The sequence below is a fragment of the Lysinibacillus pakistanensis genome, from assembly GCF_030123245.1.
GTDB classification, from domain to species: domain Bacteria; phylum Bacillota; class Bacilli; order Bacillales_A; family Planococcaceae; genus Lysinibacillus; species Lysinibacillus pakistanensis.
Window position 1 is genome coordinate 4,124,530 of record NZ_CP126101.1, and the last position, 26,070, is coordinate 4,150,599.

30 protein-coding genes are annotated in these 26,070 nt (G+C 33.8%); 6 read left to right on the forward strand and 24 right to left on the reverse strand.

The window, feature by feature from the left end; translation table 11 throughout:
- Positions 1 to 878 precede the first annotated feature (878 nt).
- The 13 genes from QNH24_RS20630 to QNH24_RS20690 form a co-directional block, all read right to left on the reverse strand.
- The gene (locus tag QNH24_RS20630; RefSeq protein ID WP_283869316.1) at positions 879 to 3,407 is read right to left on the reverse strand and encodes an FtsX-like permease family protein; all 2,529 of its coding nucleotides are present in this window, start codon (positions 3,405 to 3,407) and stop codon (positions 879 to 881) included.
- Positions 3,404 to 4,156 carry an ABC transporter ATP-binding protein gene (locus QNH24_RS20635; RefSeq protein WP_283869317.1) on the reverse strand — a complete coding sequence of 251 codons (753 nt, stop codon included), beginning with the start codon at positions 4,154 to 4,156 and terminating at the stop codon, positions 3,404 to 3,406. Before QNH24_RS20635 ends, QNH24_RS20630 begins: the two co-directional genes overlap by 4 nt.
- A gap of 60 nt (positions 4,157 to 4,216) precedes the next feature.
- The gene (locus tag QNH24_RS20640; RefSeq protein WP_283869318.1) at positions 4,217 to 4,636 is read right to left on the reverse strand and encodes a vitamin K epoxide reductase family protein; all 420 of its coding nucleotides are present in this window, start codon (positions 4,634 to 4,636) and stop codon (positions 4,217 to 4,219) included.
- Positions 4,637 to 4,701: 65 nt separating this feature from the next.
- Complete coding sequence (locus QNH24_RS20645; RefSeq protein WP_283869319.1) at positions 4,702 to 4,890, reverse strand: hypothetical protein; 189 nt, start codon at positions 4,888 to 4,890, stop codon at positions 4,702 to 4,704.
- Between the two features lie 70 nt (positions 4,891 to 4,960).
- The gene (locus tag QNH24_RS20650) at positions 4,961 to 5,152 is read right to left on the reverse strand and encodes a hypothetical protein (RefSeq protein WP_283869320.1); all 192 of its coding nucleotides are present in this window, start codon (positions 5,150 to 5,152) and stop codon (positions 4,961 to 4,963) included.
- A gap of 67 nt (positions 5,153 to 5,219) precedes the next feature.
- Complete coding sequence (locus QNH24_RS20655; RefSeq protein WP_283869321.1) at positions 5,220 to 5,867, reverse strand: DsbA family protein; 648 nt, start codon at positions 5,865 to 5,867, stop codon at positions 5,220 to 5,222.
- A 2-nt stretch (positions 5,868 to 5,869) separates the two neighbouring features.
- On the reverse strand, positions 5,870 to 6,199 hold the full coding sequence (locus QNH24_RS20660; protein ID WP_283869322.1) for a hypothetical protein: 330 nt from the start codon (positions 6,197 to 6,199) through the stop codon (positions 5,870 to 5,872).
- Between the two features lie 19 nt (positions 6,200 to 6,218).
- Complete coding sequence (locus QNH24_RS20665) at positions 6,219 to 7,934, reverse strand: ABC transporter ATP-binding protein (RefSeq protein WP_283869323.1); 1,716 nt, start codon at positions 7,932 to 7,934, stop codon at positions 6,219 to 6,221.
- A 10-nt stretch (positions 7,935 to 7,944) separates the two neighbouring features.
- A complete protein-coding gene (locus QNH24_RS20670) occupies positions 7,945 to 8,346 on the reverse strand; it encodes a MauE/DoxX family redox-associated membrane protein (RefSeq protein WP_283869324.1) in 402 nt (133 codons plus the stop codon).
- 30 nt (positions 8,347 to 8,376) lie between these two features.
- Entirely contained in the window at positions 8,377 to 8,787 is a 411-nt protein-coding gene (locus tag QNH24_RS20675; protein WP_283869325.1) for a hypothetical protein, read from the reverse strand.
- A complete protein-coding gene (locus tag QNH24_RS20680; protein ID WP_283869326.1) occupies positions 8,766 to 10,544 on the reverse strand; it encodes an asparagine synthetase B family protein in 1,779 nt (592 codons plus the stop codon). Before QNH24_RS20680 ends, QNH24_RS20675 begins: the two co-directional genes overlap by 22 nt.
- Positions 10,545 to 10,549: 5 nt before the next feature.
- Positions 10,550 to 10,963 carry a lasso peptide biosynthesis B2 protein gene (locus tag QNH24_RS20685; RefSeq protein ID WP_283869327.1) on the reverse strand — a complete coding sequence of 138 codons (414 nt, stop codon included), beginning with the start codon at positions 10,961 to 10,963 and terminating at the stop codon, positions 10,550 to 10,552.
- On the reverse strand, positions 10,956 to 11,219 hold the full coding sequence (locus QNH24_RS20690; protein ID WP_283869328.1) for a PqqD family protein: 264 nt from the start codon (positions 11,217 to 11,219) through the stop codon (positions 10,956 to 10,958). Before QNH24_RS20690 ends, QNH24_RS20685 begins: the two co-directional genes overlap by 8 nt.
- Positions 11,220 to 11,505: 286 nt before the next feature.
- Here QNH24_RS20690 and QNH24_RS20695 point away from each other — a divergent pair, with 286 nt between their 5' ends.
- From QNH24_RS20695 to QNH24_RS20710, 4 genes are read left to right on the forward strand one after another with little or no spacing between them, the layout of a single operon-like run.
- Positions 11,506 to 11,670, forward strand: coding sequence for a hypothetical protein (locus QNH24_RS20695; RefSeq protein WP_283869329.1), 165 nt, complete (start codon positions 11,506 to 11,508; stop codon positions 11,668 to 11,670).
- A gap of 2 nt (positions 11,671 to 11,672) precedes the next feature.
- The gene (locus QNH24_RS20700; RefSeq protein ID WP_283869330.1) at positions 11,673 to 12,602 is read left to right on the forward strand and encodes a polyprenyl synthetase family protein; all 930 of its coding nucleotides are present in this window, start codon (positions 11,673 to 11,675) and stop codon (positions 12,600 to 12,602) included.
- Positions 12,603 to 12,618: 16 nt separating this feature from the next.
- Positions 12,619 to 14,655 (forward strand): sensor histidine kinase, encoded by a 2,037-nt coding sequence (locus QNH24_RS20705; RefSeq protein WP_283869331.1) that lies wholly within the window; start codon positions 12,619 to 12,621, stop codon positions 14,653 to 14,655.
- Positions 14,645 to 15,247 (forward strand): response regulator, encoded by a 603-nt coding sequence (locus QNH24_RS20710; RefSeq protein WP_283869332.1) that lies wholly within the window; start codon positions 14,645 to 14,647, stop codon positions 15,245 to 15,247. The genes QNH24_RS20705 and QNH24_RS20710 overlap by 11 nt, the downstream gene beginning before the upstream one ends.
- A 44-nt stretch (positions 15,248 to 15,291) precedes the next feature.
- Here the strand turns inward: QNH24_RS20710 and cysI are convergent, their stop codons facing one another.
- The 7 genes from cysI to QNH24_RS20745 form a co-directional block, all read right to left on the reverse strand.
- Positions 15,292 to 17,016 (reverse strand): assimilatory sulfite reductase (NADPH) hemoprotein subunit, encoded by a 1,725-nt coding sequence (gene cysI, locus QNH24_RS20715; protein WP_283869333.1) that lies wholly within the window; start codon positions 17,014 to 17,016, stop codon positions 15,292 to 15,294.
- A gap of 17 nt (positions 17,017 to 17,033) precedes the next feature.
- A complete protein-coding gene (locus QNH24_RS20720; protein WP_283869334.1) occupies positions 17,034 to 18,821 on the reverse strand; it encodes an assimilatory sulfite reductase (NADPH) flavoprotein subunit in 1,788 nt (595 codons plus the stop codon).
- A 101-nt stretch (positions 18,822 to 18,922) separates the two neighbouring features.
- Entirely contained in the window at positions 18,923 to 19,072 is a 150-nt protein-coding gene (locus tag QNH24_RS20725; protein WP_283869335.1) for a YezD family protein, read from the reverse strand.
- Positions 19,066 to 19,812: a sirohydrochlorin chelatase gene (locus tag QNH24_RS20730; RefSeq protein WP_283869336.1), complete on the reverse strand. Its 747-nt coding sequence runs from the start codon at positions 19,810 to 19,812 to the stop codon at positions 19,066 to 19,068. Before QNH24_RS20730 ends, QNH24_RS20725 begins: the two co-directional genes overlap by 7 nt.
- 12 nt (positions 19,813 to 19,824) lie before the next feature.
- Entirely contained in the window at positions 19,825 to 20,601 is a 777-nt protein-coding gene (gene cobA, locus QNH24_RS20735) for a uroporphyrinogen-III C-methyltransferase (RefSeq protein ID WP_283869337.1), read from the reverse strand.
- A gap of 304 nt (positions 20,602 to 20,905) precedes the next feature.
- A complete protein-coding gene (locus tag QNH24_RS20740; RefSeq protein WP_283869338.1) occupies positions 20,906 to 21,103 on the reverse strand; it encodes a uroporphyrin-III methyltransferase in 198 nt (65 codons plus the stop codon).
- A 144-nt stretch (positions 21,104 to 21,247) separates the two neighbouring features.
- Positions 21,248 to 22,756 carry a leucyl aminopeptidase gene (locus tag QNH24_RS20745; RefSeq protein ID WP_283869339.1) on the reverse strand — a complete coding sequence of 503 codons (1,509 nt, stop codon included), beginning with the start codon at positions 22,754 to 22,756 and terminating at the stop codon, positions 21,248 to 21,250.
- Positions 22,757 to 22,877: 121 nt separating this feature from the next.
- Here QNH24_RS20745 and QNH24_RS20750 point away from each other — a divergent pair, with 121 nt between their 5' ends.
- On the forward strand, positions 22,878 to 23,360 hold the full coding sequence (locus QNH24_RS20750) for a divergent PAP2 family protein (RefSeq protein ID WP_283869340.1): 483 nt from the start codon (positions 22,878 to 22,880) through the stop codon (positions 23,358 to 23,360).
- An 88-nt stretch (positions 23,361 to 23,448) separates the two neighbouring features.
- Here the strand turns inward: QNH24_RS20750 and QNH24_RS20755 are convergent, their stop codons facing one another.
- From QNH24_RS20755 to QNH24_RS20765, 3 genes are all read right to left on the reverse strand, one after another.
- Positions 23,449 to 23,778, reverse strand: coding sequence for a YuiB family protein (locus QNH24_RS20755; RefSeq protein WP_283869341.1), 330 nt, complete (start codon positions 23,776 to 23,778; stop codon positions 23,449 to 23,451).
- Positions 23,779 to 23,960: 182 nt separating this feature from the next.
- Entirely contained in the window at positions 23,961 to 24,458 is a 498-nt protein-coding gene (locus tag QNH24_RS20760) for an NUDIX hydrolase (RefSeq protein WP_283869342.1), read from the reverse strand.
- A 213-nt stretch (positions 24,459 to 24,671) separates the two neighbouring features.
- Positions 24,672 to 25,127: a MarR family winged helix-turn-helix transcriptional regulator gene (locus QNH24_RS20765; protein ID WP_283869343.1), complete on the reverse strand. Its 456-nt coding sequence runs from the start codon at positions 25,125 to 25,127 to the stop codon at positions 24,672 to 24,674.
- Between the two features lie 147 nt (positions 25,128 to 25,274).
- Here QNH24_RS20765 and QNH24_RS20770 point away from each other — a divergent pair, with 147 nt between their 5' ends.
- Positions 25,275 to 25,766 (forward strand): CarD family transcriptional regulator, encoded by a 492-nt coding sequence (locus QNH24_RS20770; protein ID WP_283869344.1) that lies wholly within the window; start codon positions 25,275 to 25,277, stop codon positions 25,764 to 25,766.
- A gap of 114 nt (positions 25,767 to 25,880) precedes the next feature.
- Here the strand turns inward: QNH24_RS20770 and QNH24_RS20775 are convergent, their stop codons facing one another.
- A complete protein-coding gene (locus QNH24_RS20775) occupies positions 25,881 to 26,036 on the reverse strand; it encodes a hypothetical protein (protein WP_283869345.1) in 156 nt (51 codons plus the stop codon).
- Positions 26,037 to 26,070: the final 34 nt, after the last annotated feature.

Here is a 26,070-nt window from a genome sequence, read left to right on the forward strand (position 1 = left end):
AATAAAAGAGCCCATAACGACCTCGTGTAACATGTTAGTTACCACACAAACATCGGAGGAGGAATCATTATGGGTTTTCCCCATCACTTTATTATCAATTGACATGACCCTCCAACATGGCATTTGTCATGAAGTATGAAAGGCTATTGAATCCTTTCCAATATGCTTTAAGTAAGAATAAAACGATGAAAGTTTATTCTGTTAATGCTCAATCATCCAAATTAAAAATGTATCGTAATTACATTTTTTTCATAATCGAACCAAATGTTTGTAACTAGCATAGTAAGATAAACAGTCACTTCGCTCCCTTTGCACTTTAAAGTATGTCCATGTATTGCCGAAAAATCTCATCTAATTGAAAAGTAGAAACACAAGTGAAGTTTATGCCTATCTAGGGAATTAATCTAGGAATTGTTATATCAATTCATGGAGAACTAATAATAAAACGGGTGAATCTTTTTTTCTATCAAAGTTCAGGAAAGATACCTATATTCAGGTTATAACAAGAAAAAAGCTCCTTTCTTTCGCTACCAGCGGAAAAATAAGGAACTCTTGTCGTATCAAGTATCAGCTTGTAAAAGTGAACACCTCAAGTAGGACTTCACACATGATGTAGCAGCAAACTACCAGTAACTTCTGAAATCACTAGAGTAGCTACTTTATTTAGTTAAGCTCACAAACTTTAAATTCGATTCTTAGCCTTTGATAAATCCTTAGCAGATTCGAGGCTTTACGACATTACGCTTTATTGATAACAATGAAAATATCTTTTTTTAGGTTCTAATAGTGTTGGAAAAATACACTTGGCTTCTGCAATCAGAATAACAGCTACAAAGAAATATGCAAATTTCTATTGCTCTTTTAGTCTCGTTCAAATTCTAACGAATACCTTCTAATACATTTCTTTTTATAACCCAAATAGCTGGGAAAAGCACTGCAATAACTCCTACGATTGGAGAACTAATTATCAATCCTAGCAATAGATTTGGTGTGATAATAATAGTCTCAGCATTCATGCCTAATAATAGGTTATAAGCTGAAAGAGTTGATAGAATCACTGAAAGTACACCAACAGAGCCTGTCAAAAGTGCCCCCTCTAATACTAAAAGAGAGAATAGCCTTCCTTTTGTATAACCAAGCACACGTAGCATACTTAATTCTTGTATTCTTTCCTTAATACTGCTAGCTGTGCTGTTCATTAGACCTATAATGGTAAATATAATGATTAGCCCAACTGCTAAATATAAAATAAAAAAACGCTGTAAGAATTGTTCTTCTAATTCATTCAGTTCTTCTGCCCTATTATATAGAATTGTATTGGTATACTGTGGTTCTTGGATAAGTGATTGTATCTCTTCTATTGTTTCTGCTTGATCCGTTTCTGACTCTATATTCATTTCTACACTATAAAGTGTATTAACATCAAACATATCACCCATTATTTTTTTAGAAGTAAATATTTTGTATTCATCACTAATATGTTTTGAATTAGTTATAATACCTTCCACAATAAAATCTCTCTTATCATCTCCATCTATATTTCCAAAGTTTTCACCCTCTATTACATCTCCTAATTGATACCCCAATTTCTTTGATGTATCCTCTGTTATCATTACTCCATTAGGACTTAAATCTTCTTCCAGACTTATTTCATCTTTAACCTTAACCTCGTTTCTATCCAAACTGTATTGTAAATTAATTCCGCTAATACTTATTAATATCTCATCTTGTACACCTTGTTTTAAAGGTAGATTTATTGTTTCGAATACTTTCTCATTTGTGTAGAAAAATGCCTCAATATTAGGCGTTTCATTAACAAGTTCATAAAAGGAAAAAGGGAAACCCTCTTCCACTTGGGACTTAATAGACACTACTTTTAAGTCATTTGGATAAGTACTCATAATCGTATTAGTTGTGTACTCCTTAACAGTTGTTAAGACCACCATTCCTATAATAGTTATGATAATTCCTAAAGTAAAAATAACAGATATTTGTACATTTCTCCCCAATTGCCTCAGTAAATTTTTGGTAGCTAATAAGATTTCTGCTCTAACCTTTACCTTTCTATCTAAATAGCTTATTACTTTCTCAAATAAAACAAACATTAAAGGAATAGTAATAAATGATAATACTATAAATAAAACAGCATTAATAACATACATAATTCGTGATTGCCAATACCACTGGTTACAAGCAAATATTATAGTTATTAATACAACATACAATGAACTAATTATGATATACCTTTTAGTAATATCTTGAGTGCTTTTCACACCTCTATAAATAATAATTGGTGAAGACAAGCTTGCCATATATCCTGGAATGAGAGAAGATAAAAAGATAACTATAGTAAAAATTCCTAAACTAAGTAATATATCTTGATACGGCAATACAATACCAGCATTTGGGACATTCATAAGCCCTAAGAAAAGATCAAGTGTGAAAAACGGGATGGAAATACCAAGAATAATTCCTACTATTAAAGATACTAGGCCTAGAATCAATGTTTCAATTAGAACTAAAAACATAATGTGTTTTCTTCCAAAACCTAAAAGACGTAAAGTTGCAAGATCCTTTTGTTTTTCCTGAATAGACATTCTCATCGTACTAATGAGGATTAATGCACTCACCAAGTAAATTGCAATATTGAGTCCCTGAACAAAAGGTCCCAATCCTCCAATATTATTACGTTGGTTATCAACCTCTAATCGTTGATCGATAAAGAAATCTTGATTAAGCTTTTTCAATTGTTGAACAACATCAGCTTTCTTTTTAATGTCGTCTAACTTAACAATTAATGCCGTTGTTTTTCCTACATTCAAAGTGGCCTCCTGAAGCCAGTGAAAATCAAAAATAACCATATTGGATAAGCCTTCATCACCTTCGCTAAATCCGGATACTACCACTTTTTCTTTTCCATAGGGTGGAAAATTCATTTCTATAACTGAACCAATTTGCAAGTTCTTTAAGGTAGCATACGTGGGAGAAACTACAACTTCTCCTGCTTTCGGAAAATGTCCTTCTGCTATGGATACAAACGGATATTCATATGCCAGCTCGTCATTATTAAAACCAACATAAATTGGTTCACCCCACATGTCGTACTCTTCTTCTTTATTTAAATATGGATAAAGAAATGGAGTTACTGTTTCTACTTCCTCCATATCCGTTATCGTATTAAGTTCTTTATTAGTCAATGATTTATGACCATCTTGATAACCAACTACTAAGTCATAATCACCATGTATATCACTTATAGTTGTTTCATTTGATTCTTGTAAACTACCAAGTAATATTTGTACAATTACGATAAGAGCAACGCCTAAAGAAATACCTAAAATTAAAAACGCATTTCTACCCTTATGACTTAATAAAAAATTAATAGCTGCTTTAACTAATAAACTCATAAACTTAACCCCTCAATCTTAGAGGCTATTACTCTAACTACTTCATTATCCTTCAAACCTGAATGTTTTAAATTTAAAGTATCACAGATTTTACCATCATGCATAAAAACTACTTTATCGGCGTAAGCTGCTACATTTGCATCATGCGTTACTACTATTAACGTGTGCCCTAGTTCCTCACAGAATTGACGTAAAATATTCATCATATCTTTAGAAGTTTTTGAATCAAGACTACCAGTAGGCTCGTCTGCTAAAATCAATTCAGGTTCATTAATTAAAGCTCTTGCGATAGCTACTCGCTGTTGCTGCCCTCCAGATAACAGTGAGGGCTTGGTATGAATATACGAACCTAAACCTACTAATTTTAAAAGTTCTATCGCTTTATTATTCACTTCTTCCTTTTTACTATTTGTTAGTAATGCAGGCATAGTAACATTCTCTAACACTGTCAAAACTGGTATTAGATTGAAAAATTGAAAAACAAACCCTATTTTTTCACGCCTTAGTTGTGTTAATTTAGCATCATTATAATTATTTATATTTTCATCGCTAATTAGTACCTCGCCTTTGTCTACAGAATCTAATCCTGATATCATATTAAGTAAGGTCGATTTCCCTGAACCACTTGTACCCATAATGGCAACAAATTCTCCCTTACCCACATTCAAATCTACCTCATCTAATGCTTTAACTTTATTATTTTCCTCACCGTACGTTTTTGATATACATTTTACTTTTAAGACTGACATGCTAAAACCCCCAAGTTATTGATTATCTGCAGGTTTAAGTATAAATATATTAAAACGATATTAACTTATCTGTTCATCAATAAAACCTTTTTTATTAATACGTTTAATCTTATCTTTTACTTGTAAAAGCAAGGTAATTAAAATAATCAGAAAAGACAACAAACACCAAAAACAAAGTGTTTTAATAATAAATATGGAAATAATCATTAAATATGATGAAAACAAAAAAGCTAAAATTAACGTCATAGTTAAAAAACGTTCTATTTTAAATATACTTAAATTTATCAAAGCAAGGTAACCAAATACACCTATTAAAGGAACAGGAATTCCTATTATCTTTGAGTATGGACTCATAGCTACCTCATCACATCCATCATTAGGACATATTAATATACCTTTATAAACTGAATAACTTACTAATAAATATAAAGAAATTAATAGACCAATTATAAAAAAACTAATTCGGAGATTAGGCTTCATTTCATTACCTCCTATTGATGCAATAAATACCGAAGAGTAAAAATACTCTTCGGTAACGAATTATATTAACATCTTCCATTTCCAGCTAATGTTGTGCAAATACAAACATTCTCTACTTTATCTGTACTAACATATCTATATTGTCTATCTGAATCATTAAAGCCTAGGCCTTCAAGGCCCCAGCCTCCACATCCTTGAATTAAGTTAGTAGCTTGTCCATATTCAACTAATGTTGGTTCAGTATATTTTGTCATTACCATTACCTCGCTTCAATTTTATAGTTTGTCTGATACACTATATTAAATATTCAGAATTTTATTATTATTAAAGTTGCGGTTTACATTTAGTACCATCTAAACTTGTACAAATACACAATTTTCCACCCCCGCTGTAAATCCATCGATATTGTGAATCTGAACTGTTAAAAACTAGACTCTCAGTACCCCAGCCTGCGCATCCTTTAATCACATTTTCTGCATTTCCAAATTCAATAATTGTTGGTTTTGTATAATTCATTCCATTCTACCTCCTGAGTTTTTATTATTTTATTATATATAAAGCCATTTTTGGCATCAGACACAAGTTAGTTATCTGCGTTAAGTATAGTTAAAAAATTTTCAATATCTTTTGGCGCCCCATTGTAAATCCTTTCATTATATATTAGAATTGGAGTACCTATAGCGCCTAACGAATCAAATTCATCTTTAATATTTTTTAATTCTTTATCTATTTTTTTACTATCAAAACTTTTATCAAATTCATCTATATCTAGATTCAACTGTGCTGCATAATGATAAAAGATGCTTTCATCAATATCCTTTAACCAATCTTCATTTGAAAATAAAATTTCTTGCATTGATGTATATGCTCCTTGATCATGGGCTGCTAAAGCTGCTTTTGCAGCATTTTTGCTATTATGTTTTGATGTTCCTAAATCCTTATAAGTAATACTAATAAATCCGCTCTCAATTAGTTTTGTTATTTCGTCATTTTCAGTCAACATATTGTGGAAATCTTTACAGGCTATACAATTATAATCAGAATATACAATTAATTTATTCTCCGCCATTTCCTTCCCATTTACAATGCCAACATCTGAATTCAATATATAATCATCTTTTATTAGGTCACCTTCACTATATACTTCAATAGTTGGATTAATAACACAATAATAGAAACCTGTTATAATTAGTAGGGATATACTAAGTACTAATGTTATTTTTTTTACCACATTTAAGCCTTCCTTTTTCGAGTTCTATACCACATAGAGCCACTAAATAATGTTAATAATAAAGTTGAGAAAGCTGTTACTACTAAGAAAAGGTTTTTATTATCTTTGTCAACACTCAATTGTTCAAGAACATTATCATCTACCTCTGCACTCGATTGTTCAAAGGAATCATCAGATGATTCTAGTTCACCATTACTTTCTCGCTCGGTCTGTAAAGATTCTACAAATTGATCATGAATTGCAATTTCAATTTGCTTTTCTCGTATAAATAAGGAAGTTGACAAAATTAAAATAATTAATGATATAATCGTAATATATTTAAAAAACCCCATTATTAAAACTCACTCCCAATTAGGCATAAATTTTATTGAATTCACTTTCTTTATCAGTCAATAGTGTTTCATATTTACCTCTTTCAACAATTTCACCATCTTTTAATACATAAATAGTGTCACAATCTTTTAATGTAGTTATTCTATGTGCGATAGTAATTACCGTCCTATCTTTAGTCAATTTAGTTAACGCAACTTGTAGGAAATGCTCTGTCTTAGTATCAAGTGCGGATGTAGCTTCATCTAAAATAATAACTTTAGGATTTTGTAAAAAAACTCTCGCAATTGCAAGTCTCTGTTTTTCTCCTCCCGACAATTTATAACCTCTTTCTCCTACGACAGTGTTGTATCCTTCGGGTAAAGACATTATTTTATCATGTATAAATGTATTTTTAGTTGCTGTTATTATTTCATTCTCAGTAGCTTCTTTATTAGCAATTTTTAAATTTTCCCAAATACTAGCATTAAGAATATATGGCTCTTGAACTATCATACCAACATTCTTATGATAATAATTGGTATCATAATTGTTTATATTTATACTTCCGATTGAGATATTTCCGCTGTCTGGTAAATACAATCTTGCTAATAAATAGCCCAAGGTCGTTTTACCAGAACCACTAGGACCCACAATACCTACTTTTTCTTTCTCATTTATCTCGATAGAAATATTTTTCAATGTAGGAGTCCCTTCTTCATATGAAAAACAGACATTATTAATTAAGATTTTGTTTCCTTGCATATTTTTTATACCATCTTCGTCTGATTGGTACGAGGGTAAATCTATATATTCGAAAAATCTTTCGAATACATATTTACTTTGTTGCAAAGTGATACTTAACTGTCCAATTTGTTGAATTGGATTAAATAGTGATGCAATATAGCCAGTAAAGGCTATCGCTGTACCAGCGGTAATTTCTAAAGCTCCTCCAGGTCTTCCGAACCAATATACTAGTAATGGAGCTAATGTTGTAGCCAGCATAAAAAAGTTATCATAGCCTATTGCAACATAAGATTGTTTCATAGTTAGATCTTTGACCGCAGTAATCTGTTCATAAAATTCTTGATTTATTTCTTTTCTACGCCCATAAATTTTATTTAAAAGTACACCATTAATATTTAGATTTTTATGGATATAATTATTTAATTCTGTTATTGACTCAACTAACTTTTTACTAAATTTATAAGCGAATTTCCCTATAAATGGCAATGGAATAAATAATATTGGAATTATCAGTAATATAATTGTAGTTAATTTCCAGTTCAATGAATACATAACAACTATTGTTGCTAAGAGAGATAAAATTGTCTGTAAAGTATAGACAAATGGTTTTATTGCTGTATCTCCAATTGAATTGGCTTCTTCATTTAAACGTGCAATCATTTCACCCATTTTAGTTTCTGTAAAAAAGCTAATTGGTTGCTCTTGTAACTTTGAATGTAAGTTTTCTCTTACATTTTTTGTTATTGTTGAAGTTAAAGAGATCATTGCTAAACTTTGAGAACCAATAACAAAAATTTGTAGAATACCAATCCCCAGTAACATAAGAACTAACGAAAAAAATGAATATTCACCATTTCCGCTAAAACCATTATCAATTAATTCCATTACGATAACAGGTGATAAGGGAGCGATAGCTGCATTAATTAATACAGTTAACAAAATCACAAATAATATCCATTTTTTATTAACTAGTTTCAAAACTCTTTTCCATGTGAAATTATATTTATTCATCAGAATCCCCTCAAATTGTTACTACTATAATTGAGCAAGCAAAGAGCATTGTTAGATTTATGATAATTTTCTTTTTTGTAATTTTTTCTGGTGCATGTAATCCAAAGCAACCACAGCCAAATGGTAGAGTGCGATTATAATTAAATAGCATCATTAATAAGAAAATAATTTGTAAAAAAATTGCAAAATACACCATGTAATTATAAATATCATCTATTCTCAATAACAGTGTCAAACCAATTAATAACTCTAAAGGACCGATAAGAATAACTGGAACAATAAAAATTTTCTTTAAAAAAAAGAGATTATAACCTGATAATACTTTTCTAAACGCAAAAGGGTTCTTTATTTTACCAATGCTACTTTTTATAAAAATAAGACCAATAATTGCTCCAATTATAAATATAAACATTCTAGACCATCCTTCTTTTGTATTGGAGTATTAACTCTGAATAAAATCTTCGAGTTCTTTTACTGACAATATCTTTTCATTTGCATTTATACTTTTCTTAACTACTCCATTTTCTATAATAAAGGCTGTTGGCGTACTTTTAACTTGATATACTTTAATTAGTTCATTAGTTTGTATCGGCTCTCTCTCATCTAATACATTTATTAATATAGAAGAATTAAACTTCTTTATTTTGTTTGACAAAAAATTTATTAATTTTATATTTGTCATTTCGTCATAAAATATTAGAATACCGTTAAAATTATCATTTAGTTTATCCTTATAAGTGCTTGGTAACGGTGTTCTCCCATTAACGAAAGTAGCACTTCTATAGTATGTACGTATTGAATATATTAAAGTTAGTAAAAATATTGTAATAGTTAATATTGCAACGATGGACAACTCACATCACCTACTTTTCTTTTTAACCATAGCTCTGCTTCTAATGTAGCAAAATAATCCATACCTTTACTCAATACTCCATGCTTGTACATTAACATTTGGTTTTTAAAATCCTCTAGGTTAATTATTCCTAACTCAGCTAATAAACTACCTCTATATGCTTTAGCAATAGTATCCCACTCGATCTTAAAACCTTGAAAGAGCAATAGGTCATCAGAGGACTTTCCTTGTTGATCAAGAATTGGGTCTGGAACAATTCCCCTCATTGAGTTTCGTAGTAGAACTTTAGTAGTAGCGTTGTTTATTTTTTGATGAATTGGAATATTATACAAAAACTCTACAAGTTCCCTGTCTAGAAAAGGAAATCTTACTTCCATTCCTAATGATTCAGCTATCGATCGAGTCATTGTGAAGCCTTGGCTTCTTTGTATATATTTAAAACTATTATTTATTTTTGATTTAAAAATTTTTTTATTTTTCTTACTTAAAATAAAATTATTAGCATATTCACTTAACACTGGTGATTTTTCATCTGTGTTAAAAAGACCTTTAATTCCATAATTTCTAATTACGTAGATAAGAGTTTCATTTCTAAAGCGAGCTAGTTTTTTAGATTCGTTAAAAAAACCTATGATGTTTAAATTTCTTAAATCATTTGAAATATACTCAGGATTGTAGCCAAAAACTTGATCCCCAGCATAGCCAGATAACACGACAGTCGCACCACCGTTTTTAGCTGCTTTTAGATTCTCATGAACTAAACTATAACTCAATGTATTTATACAAGGTTCATCTAATATCTTATGTTGAAAATAATTTTTTAGTATCCATAGTTCGTCACTTATAATAAATTTATGATTTTTTTCCCCATACTGATCTAATATCAGTTTTATATAGGGTCTTTCATCATCTTCCTTATATATATCGTAGACGTTAGATACAGGGAATACTTCTTCGCCTCTTAACTGTTTTGCTATACCATATATCGACGTGGAATCTAATCCACCACTCATCATAATAGAAACTTTACCGTATGTATTACTTTGGTTAAGAATGACTTTGCTAAAAATATCCCTAAAATGTTCCACATAATCAGAACTTCTTTTATAATTAATTGGTTTATAAAGTAATTCCCAGTATACATTCTTTATCAATTTCTCTTTTGAGATTTCAAGATAGGTTGCTTTTTCCACCCTAAAAATATTATTAAAAGGAGTTTGTATATTCGGAGGTGTAGCTTGATTATAAATATAGTCGATAAAGTACTCTTTGTTAAAACTAGTTGTCTCCTGCAACATTTCTAGAAACTTCAATTCAGTTGAAAAGAATAAGTTATGACCTTCTTTCATATAAAATAAAGATTTCAGCCCAAAAGAATCCCTTGCAAGAAAACATAGATTTCTTTGTTTATCAAATATAAAAATTGCAAACTCTCCATTTATATATTTTAAAAAATCTATTCCCCACTTCTTATAACTATGTAATATTATTTCTAAACTCTTACTCTGGATACATTTTAGGTTCTCTTTTAATCCATCGAGGTTGTCGATACGTAAATCAGCAATTACTAATAAATCTTTGTCATTATAGATACTTTCTTCATTTCCTACTACATCATTATGATTGTTTAAGCCTATCAAGAAGGATTTGTCCATTTCAATGGTATCGTTAAAAAGTTCTCTACTCCAGATTTGTAAAATTTTATCTTTAGGAATAGATTCATTATTGAGATTAATAATTCCTGAAAATTTCCCCAATTTAATCACTCCCTTCTTAAATTAAAAGTATTAAATTGAACACTCAATTTTTCCACAAACTCCGGTGCATCATTTATTACTTGACCATTAAATTCTAGCCATGCATGTGATATAAAAGGTTTCTTACTGACACCTATAACTAAATCAATAGGTAATTGTTTTTTTCTAAATATATGATAAGCACTCACTGATCGATGTAAACACCTTGCTTCATTAAAAAAGAGTAAGCATGTATCTTCTACCATTTTTAGTATTTCTTTTATATAATCTAAGTCAATTTCCGTTAAATCCCTTAATGGAGGTAATGTGTCTTTAATTAAATACTCTTCATTAACATAACTAAATCCATATTTTTTTAAGTTTCTATTAAAACTTAAAACAGTTTTATATACTAAAAATCTATTAATAACCCTACTCATGCACATGTACCAACTTCAATTGATTTAATTTTGTAATAAACTTTTTTACGTCTATAGCAACTTTTGTCTCTTCAACATTATATATACGTGCAATCTTATTAACTATATTAGAAATATGCTCATTATTTTCCAGTAAATTCAAAATTTCCGTACCTACCTCGTCAACACCATAATATTTACCATCATCAACATTGAGTAGTACACTTTCTCCCTCGATGATGGTTAATTTCACTGAATTATTAATTGTATATTTCATATTTTCACCACCTGAGTATTTATTTTTCTTGTTTTTAGTTATATCTCAAAACTTATATAACTATTTCTACCAAAAATAAACTAACAATGATGCAACTACAATGTTATTTTGCATGTCTATAATATACCAAACCCTTTTTGGTAAATATATCCGTATATTCCGCCATTTTCTAGCGGAATATACCTATTTAACAATATTTGATATAAATATAATATTTTACTATTATTCTTTTTTGTAGTATTATAGAAACTGGAATAAATTTAATTATTAAGGAGATTTACCTAAAATGAATGGACAATTATGGGAAGTTATTCAATTATTTAAGAAAAAAAAGGAGCTTACTATAGAGGATTGGATCTACGCAGAATCAGTACTAGAGCCAGAGGTAGTTCAATTATTAGCATTACAACGTGATGGAAAGATGGATATAGGCTCACCAGGTTGGAAATAGATATGCGTACTACTATTCAACTTATTATTAAAGATATCTTACTTACCAGTGGCTTAGAGTATGATATCCAAAAGCTTACTTTACAATTATTACATCAAAGTGGGAAAATATTTAGTCAAAATAAAGAGGATTTTACTTGGGGAGAATTTTCTTACTATGTATTCTCTCTCTTAACTGAAACTGAGGTATCGCATACTACAAAAATGAAACAAGCTGCTGGGATTGAATTATTAATGTTGGCTACAGATTTATTTGACGATGTTATAGATCATGACAACAGTTTAGACACTCCTATTGCCAAACACCAATTATTAATGATTGGAAATTTATTACTAGTGGAGGCATTGCATTTGCTAATGCCAAATACTGCTTCCTCTACAACAGATCGATTTGCTATTATTCACCACTATTTACGCACTGCTGGTAATGGGCAATGGCTAGATTTCCATCTTACTATGGAACATCCAGCAGCAACAGAGGAGCAGTATTTTCATATTGTCCAACAAAAGTCTTGTTCATTTCTACAACTTATATTTGAATTACATAGTTCAACTGTTCCATCTCCTATTTTGCAAGAAATCGCTATTTATATTGGTTACGGCGCACAACTTCAAAATGATATACGCGATATTTTTGCTGATCATAAAAGTGATTTACTTCACCAAAAAGCTACACTTCCTTTAATTAAAGCAGTACAGCATAGTAATACATATGATCATGGTTGGTTATTGAAACAGCTACAATTAATCCGTAGTCAAGATGTAGCTACAAAGCATTTAACTACAATTAGAGAGTATATATATCAAACAGGAGCTATTGACTACTGCTCTATTTTAGCAAAATATTATACAAAAAAAGCTAAATCATTATTACAACACTATTTTAATGATAAATCACCCTATATAAAACAGATTATTCACTTAATAGATTAGAGGAGAATTCATTATATTGTATCAGCGTATTTTATTATTTCTTGTCTTGTCTAGTCTTTGGATTTTCGCAGTTATCCGCACACAACCTTTTCATCTAGTCGATGCACAAATCCATCGCAATGACTACCTTAATGCGATATTGCTTATTTTATATAATCATTCAACAAATTTTATTGGTCTATTATTTTTATGCATTGGCTTTTACGCTTATCTAAAAAAGCCTAAAGCTATGATTGTTCAACGTTTTTTTCAATTGATGTGTATCACTGGTATAGCCATAACTTATGCTAAACTATCAAGTTATCAAATTCAGATTGCATCTTCCATTGAAACATTGGCAATTAGTCTAGCACCTTTTTTTCTTATGCATTTTTTTGAATACTTTCCTATCCCTAAAGCAAGAAATCATTTATCATTCTTTAAATGGTTAACTTTAATAATAGCGATAACGATTACTATTTTAGACATAGTTCTATTAACACCTTGGGCGGCAACTCTTATACCGATTATGATCATTCTCAATATTTTGATTTCCATTATATTATGTAGCTATTTTCTTAGTAGGCAATGGTTGTCACATACAAAATGGGTGCAGAATCAATTGCGTATATTGGTCATTAGCCTTGTCCTATCTTTTACACCTGTTTTAATAAGTATGATTCAACTCTCTATTTTCCATCTTCCAAGTGTGCCCTATGAATTTTCGATTATATCCATTACTCTGTTCCCTATTGCACTTGCTTATTTATTAACAAAACAGGAAATTATAAATTTCAGTTACCTTATCAGACAACTATTTCCTGTATTTTTAGCCTGTCTGATCACATCTGCTATCTTAATAGGATTATTACAATTTTCTACTCAACAGTTCACAGCCTTTATCGTTGGTGGAGGAATATTCACATTTTTTTACAAATCATTTAAACACATCGAAGAAAAGCAGATGGTGGCAAAGCTTCAAGCCATCCAGCAAGAAAAACAGCATATTTTCAACCAAATGAATTCAGAAGCATTTTTGCCTATCTGTGCTAAACGTATTGCACAATTACTTCATAAAATGTTTGATGTAGAAGGTGTATGTATCATATGGTCACAGCCTACTCCAGCAATTCTTTATGATTCAGGCTTATTTCAACATTCTCCAACAGCTCAGCAAGATATACAATACTACCTACAACAACAGCAAAATCATACTGAAATTTTGAAACAATCACTTTACCACACACTGCCGCTAAGTAATGGTACAGAAATTAACGGTATTATTATTGTAGGTCGCAAAAGTAATTTCACCAAGTGGGAAAAAGAGGAGCTAACATTACTAAAAAATATTCATGTAGAGGCAGTACAATTATTTGCTAGTGCACTAACCATCCAAAAAATAGATAAAATTACACAGGAGGCACAACAAACCTCACAGCAACTTACAAACTATAATCGACAATTACTAGAGGCGATCGAGGAGGAGCGTAAACAATTATCACTTTTTCTTCATGATGATGTTTTACAGCAACTATTATTAGTAGTACGTAAAATACAGATAGGTTCAGTTGACACAATCGAGCAGCCGTTAGTAGAAACTATTACAACTATTCGTACTATGTGTCATGATTTGCATCCAATAATGGTGGAAGATTTAGGGCTCGGTTTAAGTATCCAGTCCTTACAGCAAAAAATTCAACAACAACACGCTATTGATGTGCACCTAACATATGATATAGATGATGAACGTATCCCCTCTTTTTTTGCAGTTCACTTATTTCGTATGCTAAAGGAGCTCCTTAATAATAGTATAAAACATGCAGAAGCAACATACATTCATATCGCTCTTTACGATAAACAGCATGAGCTAGTAATGGTTGTAGCTGATAATGGAAAGGGCTTTGCTATTCCTGAACAACAGACATTACATGCAGGGGAACACTTTGGATTGTTGACTATTCAAAAGAAGGTAGAGCAACTAGATGGGGAATTTATAATAGAATCCCAGTTCAACCAACATACAACCGCTACAATCACATTACCATTGAAATGGAGTGAACAGCATGTCCATTAAAGTATTATTAGTAGATGACCATTTATTATTAGTAGAAAGCCTAAAAACAATACTAGAAGCTGAGCCAACTATTCACGTAGTTGGTACGATCACTGACCCCTCGCAACTTTTAGAGGATATCTTGTCATTACAGCCTGATGTACTCTTAATGGATATTCGCATTAAGACATATAATGGGCTAAACTTAACAAAAGCTATTATAAAAAGCATACCCACGATGCCGATTATTATCTTATCCGGCTACGATGATGATGCCTATATTCAAGCTGCACAAAATGCTGGAGCTAAAGCCTTTATAAAAAAAGAACAGTCTAATGAGGATTTAATTGCGACAGTGAAGAAGGTCTATGCGGGATATACTTTGTTTCCTTCCTTCGAAAAAACACTACTTACACCAAAAGAACTAGAAGTTTTACAGCTTATTGTAGCAGAAAAAACAAGTGAAGTTATTAGTAAAGAGCTTTCTATTAGTAAGAGGACTGTAGAACATCATATTTCCTCTATTCTACGAAAACTGGGTGTTCAATCACGTGTAGGTGCTGTTGTAAAAGCACTGGAACAAGCCTTAGTTAATAACACAGAAAGGCCGTAAGGAAAAGTAACACCTTCCTTACAGCCTTCGTCTAGTCTATTTTTCTAGTATTGTGCATGAAATTCGCGACCATCATAAACAGCAGTGACATAGCCAGCTCGAATCACAAAATCACCAAAATGCTCGCCCTCTAACCGTTCCTTGGCAAAGTGCAGAAGTATTGGACGGAGCTCTGCTAAAATCTCCTCTTCACCAATATTTTCACGATAGATTTTATTAAGGCGATTTCCTGTAAAGCTTGCTCCGAGATACATATTGTACTTTCCTGGTCCTTTGCCGATAAAGCCAATTTCAGCCATAGCAGCTCGCGAACAACCATTAGGACAGCCAGACATACGAATAACAATTTCCGTTTCGTTTAAGCCAGCCTCATCAATGATGGTTTCAATTTTTGTAATCAAGGAAGGCAAATAGCGCTCTGCTTCAGCCATGGCTAATCCGCATGTTGGTAACGATACACAAGCAATAGAATTTCGTCGTAGGGCAGAATAATGTGCACCATCTGTTAGCCTATATTCTTCAATAAGAGCTGCAATCTTTTTCTTCTTTTGCGGAGTAACATTGCCAATCATTAAATTTTGGTTTGGTGTTAGGCGGAAATCACCCGTGTGTACCCTCGCAATTTCCCGTAGCCCTGTTAACAGTTGGTAATCTTCAAAATCCTTAATACGCCCATTTTGAATAAATAGCGTATAATGCCATTTCCCCTCTGCTCCTTTTATCCAGCCAAATTCATCACCTGTACGATCAAATGTAAATGGACGTGCCTCTTGAATATCCCAGCCTAGACGACGTGTCAGCTCTTCGTTAAACCATTCAAGCCCTCTTGCATCAATCGTATATTTAAAGCGAGCATTTTTACGTACGGAACGATTGCCATAATCGCGTTGAATCGTAATAATTTTTTCTGCCGTTTCCAGTAATTTATCTGGTGTGATAAAGCCAATAACCCGAGCAAGCTGTGGGTATGTTTCATGATCGCCATGTGTCATGCCCATTCCACCACCTACTGCAACGTTAAAGCCTACTAACTTGCCCTCCTTAACTATCGCAATTAAACCGATATCTTGTGAAAATACATCTACATCATTGCTTGGAGGAACAGCTATACCAATCTTAAATTTACGTGGTAAATATAATGCACCATAAATTGGTTCAATTTCTTCCTCTTGACTATCCACTACCTTTTCACCATCTAGCCAAAGCTCATGGTATGCTCGTGTTCTAGGAAGTAAATGCTCGCTTAACTTTGCAGACCAATTGTAGATTTCCTCATGTAATGCTGATTGATTTGGATTGACGTTACACATAACATTACGGTTTACATCCCCGCAGGCTGCAAGAGAATCCAATAATACATCGTTAATTTCCTGCATATATTTTTTGACATTCCATTTTAAAATACCGTGTACCTGAAATGCCTGACGTGTTGTTAATTTTAAGGAACCATTGCCATACTTTCTCGCCATTTCATCCATTACTAGCCATTGTGCTGGTGTAGCTGCTCCACCTGGTGTACGTACTCGCACCATAAATTGATAAGCAGGCTCTAGCTTTTGACGTTGTCGTTCATTACGAAGATCACGATCATCTTGTAAATAACTGCCATGGAATTTCATCAGTCGGTTATCATCCTCTGGAATTCCTGAACTTAATGGGTTATTCATCGTACGTTCAAGTGTTCCACGCAGATAATTACTTTCACTTTTTATACGCTCTACATCACTAGGGTTTCCTGGTTGTGGAGGTAAAATAATTTTTCCTGTCATGTATCTTCTCTCCTTTATTAATAAACATCACGTTGATAGCGATTTTGTTGTTTTAGTTCATTGACAAAGGCTTTCGCTTCCTCTGGCGTTTTTTGCCCCTGTTGCTCTATCAGACGATGTATTGTGGCATCGACATCTGCCGCCATCGTTTTTTCATCACCACATACGTAAATAACAGCCCCTTGCTCCAACCATTCATAAAAAGCCGCTGCATTTTCCTCAATTTTATGTTGCACATAGATTTTTTTATCAGTGTCTCGTGAGAAGGCTACATCCATTTGCGTTAGTGTGCCAGAAGCAAGCCAACGTTGCCAGTCTGTTTGATACAGAAAATCTGTCACAAAATGCTGATCACCAAAAATTAACCAAGCCTTTCCTTCAATCCCTAGCTCCTCACGCTCCTCTAAAAATGCCCGATATGGAGCCACACCTGTACCCGCACCAATCATGATAATTGGCGTGTCCTGCTGCTCTGGTAATCTAAAATTAGGATTTTTATGCACATAAACTGGTAATGTATCACCAATTTGAATACGCTCTGTAATGCTACCAGAGCAAACGCCAAGACGTTGACGTCCATTTGTCTCATAGCTTACTTTCCCAATTGTTAAGTGCACTTCTTCATTATTCGCCTTTTGACTACTGGCAATGGAGTAAAGTCGTGCGGGAATTTTACGTAACAACTCTACAAATTGCTGTGCATTCCATGAAAATGGCGCAAAATCCTCCACAACATCAAGTAAATCTCTTCCCCTTGCATAGTCCTTCCATGCGTTAGCGTCTTCTACTAACTTTGTAAATTCCTTATGCACTGTATAAGTACTAATCTTTTGTAACAATGGCTTGGATAGCACAGTTATTTCAAGCCTTTTTTGCAATGCTTCCCTTATTGATAATTTTCCATCAAAGACATCTACCTCAGTTTGTGGATCAAACTGTAGTGCTGTTAATAAAGCATCAACTAATTTTTCATCGTTTTCTGGTAAAATACCGATGCTATCTCCAGGCTCAAAGTAGAAATTTGCCCCCTCAATGGCTAATTCAATATGACGCGTCTCTTTGTTGGAGCCCCTGCCATTTAAATTGATGCTTTCTAGTACCTCAGCATAAAAAGGATTTTTTCGAGAATATGTAGAATCTCCCTGTACGGTCTGATTTGCTGCCTCTACCGTAGCCGCTACATCAGCCTGCTGCAGGAGCTCCTTCTGAACAGCTGAGAACCATTGTGCTGCAGCATCATCATAATCCACATCACATTCTGTGCGAGGAACAATTTGAGTAGCCCCCAATTTGGCAAATTGCTCATCGAAATCTTTTCCTGTTTTACAGAAGAATTCATAGGAGCTGTCCCCTAAAGCTAATACCGAATAGTGTAAATTCTCTAGTTTTGGAGCGCGCTTACTATGCAAAAATTCATAGAACTGTATGGCTTGATCAGGTGGTTCTCCTTCACCATGTGTGCTGACAATCAATAAGAGATTTGTAAGTTTTTTCAAATTATTCGGCTTAAATTTTCCTAAAGATGAAACCGTCACATCTACATCATTGCTTTTCAATATGGCCGCATATTTTTCGGCTAGACCCTGGCTGTTACCTGTTTGTGAACCATATAAAATCGTCACTGTTTTAGTGCTTGGTGTTACCGTTGACGTTATTTCTTCAGCTATAGTATTGATTGTTGTTAGCGGTGCACTTAAATAACCGTTTAGCCAAATCCTCTGCTCGCCAGTTAGTTTTGGGAGAAGCTCATTTAATAGCTTTACCTGCTCCTCATTAAATGGACTGTTTATTACTTGCAGTTTCAAAGCTTGCCACCTCACGTATTAGTATCATTTCTGTTCTTTCTTTTCATTGAGTCAGCGCCAAACCCTTATTTGGCTGGCGCTATTTTTTCTACAAAATCAAATTATCGAAGTCTTATTTTTTCCTTTTTTTCAATTTGGACCACATAGGAATTTTGGATAATTAAAGTAATTGATCCATGACTCACAGTATTTAAAATCTGACGGACATTATCTAACGCTAAATTTACATTTTCAGTCCTTTTATCTACCATGACAGAACACCTTCCTTATGACATGCTAGTAATTCGGCAATACGTTCCACTAAAACTTTCCTTACATTATCGTCATAGCCTAAGCTTTCACATAATGTGATAGTTCGACCCTCATATTCTTGCAGGCGCTTTGTTATACTTTGTCGAAGAATTCCTGTAAACAATAAGTACGGCACGATAAATACTTGATCAGTCTTATTTTTCTTTTGCTGTAGCCATTCCTCAAAAGTTGGACCTATTCCATACAAAAAGCATGTGTCTACGGCTGTATAAGCATATTTCTCACGTAGCCTTGCTGCGATTTTAGCTAAATCGCTCTTGACTACTGGATCACTACTTCCACGACCAATTAGTAAAACATTTGCATTGTTAGTAGGTAATTTTGTTTCTAAAATCCTAGTGTGTAGTGTATCAATTAATAATTCATGGACACCAAGTGGTTCACCGTATGTAAATTCTACATCTGGATACTGTTTTTTCGCTTTTTCGATTTCACTTGGAATATCCTGTTTTGCATGCTGTGCAGCTAGCAATAAAATAGGCATGATCGCAATTGCTGTAGCCCCTCGTTTAATACAGCTATCGATTCCTTCAGCAATGGTGGGTACCGCCAATTCAAGGAAACAAATTTCTTGAATTGGTATATCAATCTCCAGTTGTACGCTCGTTAGAAAGGCAATGGCTTGCTCTACACCTTCCTTTACTCGACTTCCATGAGCAATATATAAAATAGCTTGCATAAATCCACATCCTTACACAGAATTTTTTACTAACTGCGGCTGTGGAATGCTTTGCTCAAACCATTGAATGGATTCCCTCAATGTAACAACCTTTCCCACTACAATTATGCTTGGATTTTGGATATTTTCTCGTTGTGCAATCTTTTCTATAGTTGCTAAGGTACCCATAACTGTCTTTTGCCGAGAAAGTGTTCCCCAATGTATAAGTGCTACAGGCGTATCTTCATCGCGACCATACTTAAGCAGCTGCTGACGAATATAAGGAAGATTACCAACCCCCATATAAATTGCAATTGTATCAATTCCTTTTGCAAGGCTTTCCCATTGTATGGCATCATCCCTGCCCTCTCTCATATGACCTGTAACCATCGCAAAACTTGAGCTTAAATCACGATGTGTAACTGGAATTCCCGCATAGGCTGGTGCTGCTATCCCAGAAGAAATGCCGGGGACAATTTCAAATGGAATATTATGCTGTGCAAGCACCTCTGCTTCCTCTGCTCCTCTGCCAAATACGAAGGGGTCACCTCCCTTTAATCTCGTCACAATTTTTCCCTGCTGTGCATAGCTGACAATTGATTGATTTATATGGTCCTGTATCATGGCATGTTGCTGAGGCAGTTTACCGCAAAAGATAAGTTGAGCATCCTTTTTAGCATAAGCAAGCAACTCTTTATTAATGAGTCTGTCATACAGGATGACATCCGCACATTCGATACACCGTAATCCTTTGACAGTGATCAAATCCACATCTCCAGGACCAGCACCTACGATAAAAACTTTCCCCATTCCATTTCACTCCTTCTTGTCTCTTGTTAGAGATAGAAAAAAGACTCATATTATCCATGGGCATAGCGATGCCAATGAACAATAAGAGCCTCTAGTTTGCTAGTCAGCTACGTTTTCAATTCTTAGTAATATAATAAGAATAATAAATAATTTAGTATATTCTGTCAACAGTTTATTTCATGCCATTTTAATGATTTTTTCAAGAACAATACCAATTAACAGCCATGAAAACATTTACAAATTAAGAAAAAACCAGTTGACGATTTAATCTCGACAACTGGTTTACATATTTCACTTATTCAGCTTAATAAGGTCTACGATATGGTGGTGGAAATGGTCTACCTGGACGGAAATACGGTCCTGGTGGATATGGACGATAGTTTGGATAAAATGGTGGATATGGCCTAAATTGTGATCCAAGAAAACTACCTAAAAAGCCTCCAAAAAACGGTGCACCGAATGGCCAAAAGCCTCCTCCTGGATAACCTCCGAAAAATGGCATAAGCTACCTCCCTTTTTACTTTATCGTATGTTGGGAGGGCACAACTATCACATGTACATCGCCTAAGCTACTTAACATTATCGAGGAATAGCTTATCTACTATCAATATCACTACTGAAACAAGGTACATTCACCGTAACGTTTTTATTTCTCTTCCCCTAATCGTTGCACAAAGTTTGCAATAGTTCTTACCATGACACCTGTACCACCCTTTGGACCTAGATCATGTACAGCAACTGCATCAGATGTGCCAGCGATGTCTAAATGAATCCATGGTGTATCGCCAACAAACTCACCAACAAAGCCCCCACCGAAAATCATATGTCCATCTCGACCTGGAGAATTATTTAAATCAGCAACATCCGATTTACGAATTCGCTTTTTATCACTTTCCGTTAAAGGCATGCGCCATACAAATTCATCCGTTTCTTGTGAAGCTTCCATAAATGCAGCAAAGAATTCATCATTATTCGATAATGCCCCAGTTTTATCCATACCAAGTGCTGTAATCACTCCACCTGTTAATGTCGCTACATCAATAAGCGAGGTTGCACCTTGCTGTTTAGCATAGGTAGTAGCATCTGCTAATACTAAGCGTCCCTCTGCATCCGTATTTAATATTTCGACTGTTTTACCACTATATGTTGTAATGACATCATCAGGTTTAAAGGCTGTAGCCGACACCATATTATCAGAAGAACCAATAACAGCTACAACATTTTTATTTGGACGTAATTCACCGATAATTTTCATGGCGCCCAGCACTGCCGCAGCACCGCCCATATCACCCTTCATGCCTACCATTGAATCCTTTGGCTTTAAGGAGTAGCCACCTGTATCATATGTAACGCCTTTCCCTACAAGACCAATTGGATCCTCAAAGTTTTCAGTAGCCTTATATTTTAATGTGATTAAACGAGGTTCTTCTTGGGAGCCTTGATTAACACATAAAATACCACCCATACCAAGCTCCTCTAATTGTGCCTTATTTAAAATCTCAACTTCAAAATCGTATTTTATGGCAAGAGATTCCGCATAATTAGCCAAGTCTGTTGCTGTCAGAAGATTCGGTGGTAAATTAATTAAGCTTCGTGCTTCGTTTACTGCATCTGCATAAATAATCCCTACCTCAAAGCTTGCCACAATCTCATCAATGTCACTAGCTTTCGTTACTAGATGAATAGCCTCAATACGCTTATCGACTTCATTTGATGTTGTTTTGTAATGAGGAATTGCATAATAACCAAGACCTGTTCCCTCACCAGCTAAAAATGCAACATCAGCAACAGTAATATCTTCTGTCGTAAAGGATTCAAGCCAAACCGAATATTCCTTAACCTTTAAGGCTCTTAGCTCCTTACCTACTAAACCAAACGCTGCACGTATATCGCCCTCTGTTAGATTTTTACGTTCATCTAATCCCACAAATAAAATACGTTTAAGATTAGTGTGATCTTTCAAAAATGGCAATTTCGTTAATTTTTTTAGCTCTGTCGATACGTCCCCTGCGCTTAGCCACGCATTAATGGATTCTCCGTAAAATGATGAAAAGGTTGCCCAATCCTGCATTTGTTCACGATGTTTTGTGACCCCTACTACCAGCACTTCAGTAGAAATCGTTTCAAATGTTTTTGCTTCTTTTACAATATGCATGTTAATTCCTCCATTCATTCTTCATTATACCTAAGTTTCAGAAAACGCGTAATAATTGGCTTTAGCTTCTTTTAGAAAATAATGAATGTTATAATAAAGGCAATTATAAGTGAAGGTTGTGATGATTATGAGTTTACTTCAAAATACCCCTTTACTCGTTGCCCTCTTTGCAGTTCTCTTTGCACAGTTTGTCAAAATTCCAATTCATTTTTTAATGACCAGACAAATTAAATGGGGACTGTTTACTTCCACTGGAGGAATGCCTAGCTCACATTCTGCTTCCGTTACAGGACTTACAACCTCAATTGCCTATGAAACTGGCTTAAATTCTCCCATTTTTGCTGTCGCTGCTATGTTTTCATTTATCGTTATGTATGATGCAAGTGGTGTTCGTTATCAGGCAGGTCAACATGCAGCCATCCTAAATCAGCTACGGAAGGACTTTCAAACATTGCTTCATGATTTAAAGAAATGGCCACAAATGGATGGGCAAGAAAAAATGGAAGAGCTGAAAACATTGCTAGGTCACAAGCGAAGCGAGGTTTTTTTCGGGGCACTAACAGGAATTTTTATCGCCATCATCACCTACCAATTCCTATTATAAAAAGGACACTTCTTCATGATGAGGCTGTGTTAGAAAAAAATCAGTATTTATCTCTACATCAATGCATAGAGATAAATACTGAAGCTTGTTAAAACATTCGATATCCACTTTTTCGTAAATAAATCATGACAATCCCAGCTACAATAGAACCTGCAAAGCCACCAGATAGAATAGCAATATCTACAAATTGCAATGCTTGTAATTTATCGATCAAAGCTGGAAACGCAGAGCCTGGCTTGAAAATATAATCTAAAAAGCTTACATCATCGACAATGAAAATAACAACGATTGGATACACAATTGCCATTAACCATGTCATGCGCAAAAGCATATTTAATAAAAACCCGATACCAAAGAACATGACGAAAAATAACAAAATTGAAATGATTAGCTGAACTAATGAAACTGGACCATCCATGTATGTATAACCTCCATTTTCCTCCCACTAGTTTACATGATTACGACAACGCTTTCAATGAACATAGCCTTGTTTTCGCTTGTTCGTCATATTTAGGAAAATCATTTCGATTCTGCTACGCCTAACATTTAATAGAAGAGTAAGGATTCTTTACAGCTCCAAATATCCGTCATCCACCATTATCATTTTTTAAAGAATAATCGATAGGAGGAGTAGCCAAAAACATCGCCTGGATTAATGCCCTCAATCCCCTGCAATTGGTGTTTTTCAAATTGATTGGAGGCCATCTCTCTTAACATAACGGATGTCATTTCATCTTGTGCCAGCTCTTGTGGAAACATCCATCTTGCTTCTAACAATTCATTTTCTTGTATACAAATTAGCTGTTGCTCATCTATCATTCGACAATAGAAAATGGCCATATTATCACTAATTTCACCCCGAATAACACCTGTACGAAAACCAATTAAGCCAGATACATAACAATCAATGCCTGTTTCTTCTTTTAATTCTCTGACAACAGCCTCATCCACCGTTTCACCCGCATTGACAAATCCAGCTGGCAATGACCATCTTCCCTTTAAGCCACTATATGCTTTTTTTACAACTAACCATTGACCAAGTTCATTCACAGCAACTCCAGCAACACCTAACCAAACTTTTCCTCTATCCTTTTTCATCACATTCACCTCTTATATCAATATTATAACGGCTCATTTTCTATAGGGTGAAGCATTAATTCAGAATTTTTAGTGCTTAGCAAAACAATTTGTCTAAAACACAAAAAGTCGATTGGCATCATAATTTTGGCAGCAAATCGACTTTTTCTGTGCCCTTCATAATCAAAGGAGGTTAGTGATACTACTCTAAGAATTCTGAACGTATTCCATTCCTTAGAGTGAATCCTGCATTACTAAATGTTCCAATTGCCAATTAAGCCTTAAGATATGCTTTAATTTGGCCACATGTTCTTCGCCTATCGTATTGATAAGTTGCTGCTCAATTTCAGCTTTGTATAGTTCATTTTTTTTATAGCATTCTTCACCAAATTCAGTCATACGAATGGCTTTATGTTTCTTACTATGTTCAACTTTACAAACTGTTACAAGACCTTTGGCTTCCAAATTTTTTATAAATTTGTGGGTTGCCTGTCTAGAAAAATCAACATCCTTAGCCACATCTGAAATCGTAAGTTGCTTATTGTATATTTTACCCAAAATATTCCATTCAGAATTTGAAATGTAAATATGATTATGTTTATTCCACTTCTCTTCAGCAAGTCGTCGAAGTATTTCATGACGCTCGCTTAATAAATCAATGACATCCCGATTTTGCAATTCGTCCTTCAACTTTTTCACCTTCATTCCCTATTTTTTCGTTAATAATATACAAAAAAAAATACCAATCGTCAACTAAGTTGACAAAAAACATTTATTGGATTATACTTAATTTAGTCAACTTGGTTGACAATTTATTTTTTGTTGGAGGGAATTTACATGTATAGTGTTGGCGATGTAGTCATTTATTCATCACATGGTCTTTGTTCAATTGAAGATATTTGTGAGCAAACTTTCAGCGACATTACAAAAACTTACTACGTTTTACATCCATTAAATGATTCAAAGTTAACCATTCGTACCCCTATTGACAATGCAAAAAAACAGCTTAGAGACATTATAAAAAAAGATGATGCCCAAAAAATTCTTCATTCATTTACTTCTCCTGGTGTTGAATGGATAGAACAAAACACACATCGTATGCGATATCATATAGAAATCATTAAATCCGGTGATCGACAAAAGCAAGCAAATCTCTTAAATACTTTACTAAGAAAAAAGCTTGAATTTCTAGCACTAGAAAAAAAATTCCCAAATCAAGAAGAAAAATTACTTCAAACCTTACAGGAATCCATTTTCTCAGAGTTTTCGATTGCCCTTAATAAACCCTCAGAAGAAATTTATGAAGATGTATTAACAAAACTTCAATAAGCATTTTTGGGTACATAAAGAAGCCACAACAATCTCAAAATTGAGGTCATTGTGGCTTCTTTTATATTTAATCAAATCTAGTCTATGTATACACCTAGCCAATATGTAATGTTACTATCTCTTTTCAACAAATAACAAAATTAGTGTTGCCAATGGACCTAATACAAGAGAAAGTAAAAACCAATTTAACCCCGTTCTGTTCTTCCCTTGTGCAAGTGCAGCATTTATCAACGCCAATGTACCCCAACCTACGAAATATTCGTTATCCATTATCTGCCCCCATCTTATTTAACAATCCTGCACC

Coding starts and splice junctions, on each gene's coding strand:
- QNH24_RS20630 (WP_283869316.1), bottom strand. CDS start 3,407: ATGAGTTTATTAGTTAAAGCAGCTATTAATTTTTTATTAAGTCATAAG.
- QNH24_RS20635 (WP_283869317.1), bottom strand. CDS start 4,156: ATGTCAGTCTTAAAAGTAAAATGTATATCAAAAACGTACGGTGAGGAA.
- QNH24_RS20640 (WP_283869318.1), bottom strand. CDS start 4,636: ATGAAGCCTAATCTCCGAATTAGTTTTTTTATAATTGGTCTATTAATT.
- QNH24_RS20645 (WP_283869319.1), bottom strand. CDS start 4,890: ATGACAAAATATACTGAACCAACATTAGTTGAATATGGACAAGCTACT.
- QNH24_RS20650 (WP_283869320.1), bottom strand. CDS start 5,152: ATGAATTATACAAAACCAACAATTATTGAATTTGGAAATGCAGAAAAT.
- QNH24_RS20660 (WP_283869322.1), bottom strand. CDS start 6,199: ATGGGGTTTTTTAAATATATTACGATTATATCATTAATTATTTTAATT.
- QNH24_RS20665 (WP_283869323.1), bottom strand. CDS start 7,934: ATGAATAAATATAATTTCACATGGAAAAGAGTTTTGAAACTAGTTAAT.
- QNH24_RS20670 (WP_283869324.1), bottom strand. CDS start 8,346: ATGTTTATATTTATAATTGGAGCAATTATTGGTCTTATTTTTATAAAA.
- QNH24_RS20685 (WP_283869327.1), bottom strand. CDS start 10,963: ATGAGTAGGGTTATTAATAGATTTTTAGTATATAAAACTGTTTTAAGT.
- QNH24_RS20690 (WP_283869328.1), bottom strand. CDS start 11,219: ATGAAATATACAATTAATAATTCAGTGAAATTAACCATCATCGAGGGA.
- QNH24_RS20695 (WP_283869329.1), top strand. CDS start 11,506: ATGAATGGACAATTATGGGAAGTTATTCAATTATTTAAGAAAAAAAAG.
- QNH24_RS20700 (WP_283869330.1), top strand. CDS start 11,673: ATGCGTACTACTATTCAACTTATTATTAAAGATATCTTACTTACCAGT.
- QNH24_RS20710 (WP_283869332.1), top strand. CDS start 14,645: ATGTCCATTAAAGTATTATTAGTAGATGACCATTTATTATTAGTAGAA.
- cysI (WP_283869333.1), bottom strand. CDS start 17,016: ATGACAGGAAAAATTATTTTACCTCCACAACCAGGAAACCCTAGTGAT.
- QNH24_RS20725 (WP_283869335.1), bottom strand. CDS start 19,072: ATGGTAGATAAAAGGACTGAAAATGTAAATTTAGCGTTAGATAATGTC.
- QNH24_RS20730 (WP_283869336.1), bottom strand. CDS start 19,812: ATGCAAGCTATTTTATATATTGCTCATGGAAGTCGAGTAAAGGAAGGT.
- cobA (WP_283869337.1), bottom strand. CDS start 20,601: ATGGGGAAAGTTTTTATCGTAGGTGCTGGTCCTGGAGATGTGGATTTG.
- QNH24_RS20740 (WP_283869338.1), bottom strand. CDS start 21,103: ATGCCATTTTTCGGAGGTTATCCAGGAGGAGGCTTTTGGCCATTCGGT.
- QNH24_RS20745 (WP_283869339.1), bottom strand. CDS start 22,756: ATGCATATTGTAAAAGAAGCAAAAACATTTGAAACGATTTCTACTGAA.
- QNH24_RS20750 (WP_283869340.1), top strand. CDS start 22,878: ATGATTATGAGTTTACTTCAAAATACCCCTTTACTCGTTGCCCTCTTT.
- QNH24_RS20755 (WP_283869341.1), bottom strand. CDS start 23,778: ATGGATGGTCCAGTTTCATTAGTTCAGCTAATCATTTCAATTTTGTTA.
- QNH24_RS20760 (WP_283869342.1), bottom strand. CDS start 24,458: ATGAAAAAGGATAGAGGAAAAGTTTGGTTAGGTGTTGCTGGAGTTGCT.
- QNH24_RS20770 (WP_283869344.1), top strand. CDS start 25,275: ATGTATAGTGTTGGCGATGTAGTCATTTATTCATCACATGGTCTTTGT.
- QNH24_RS20775 (WP_283869345.1), bottom strand. CDS start 26,036: ATGGATAACGAATATTTCGTAGGTTGGGGTACATTGGCGTTGATAAAT.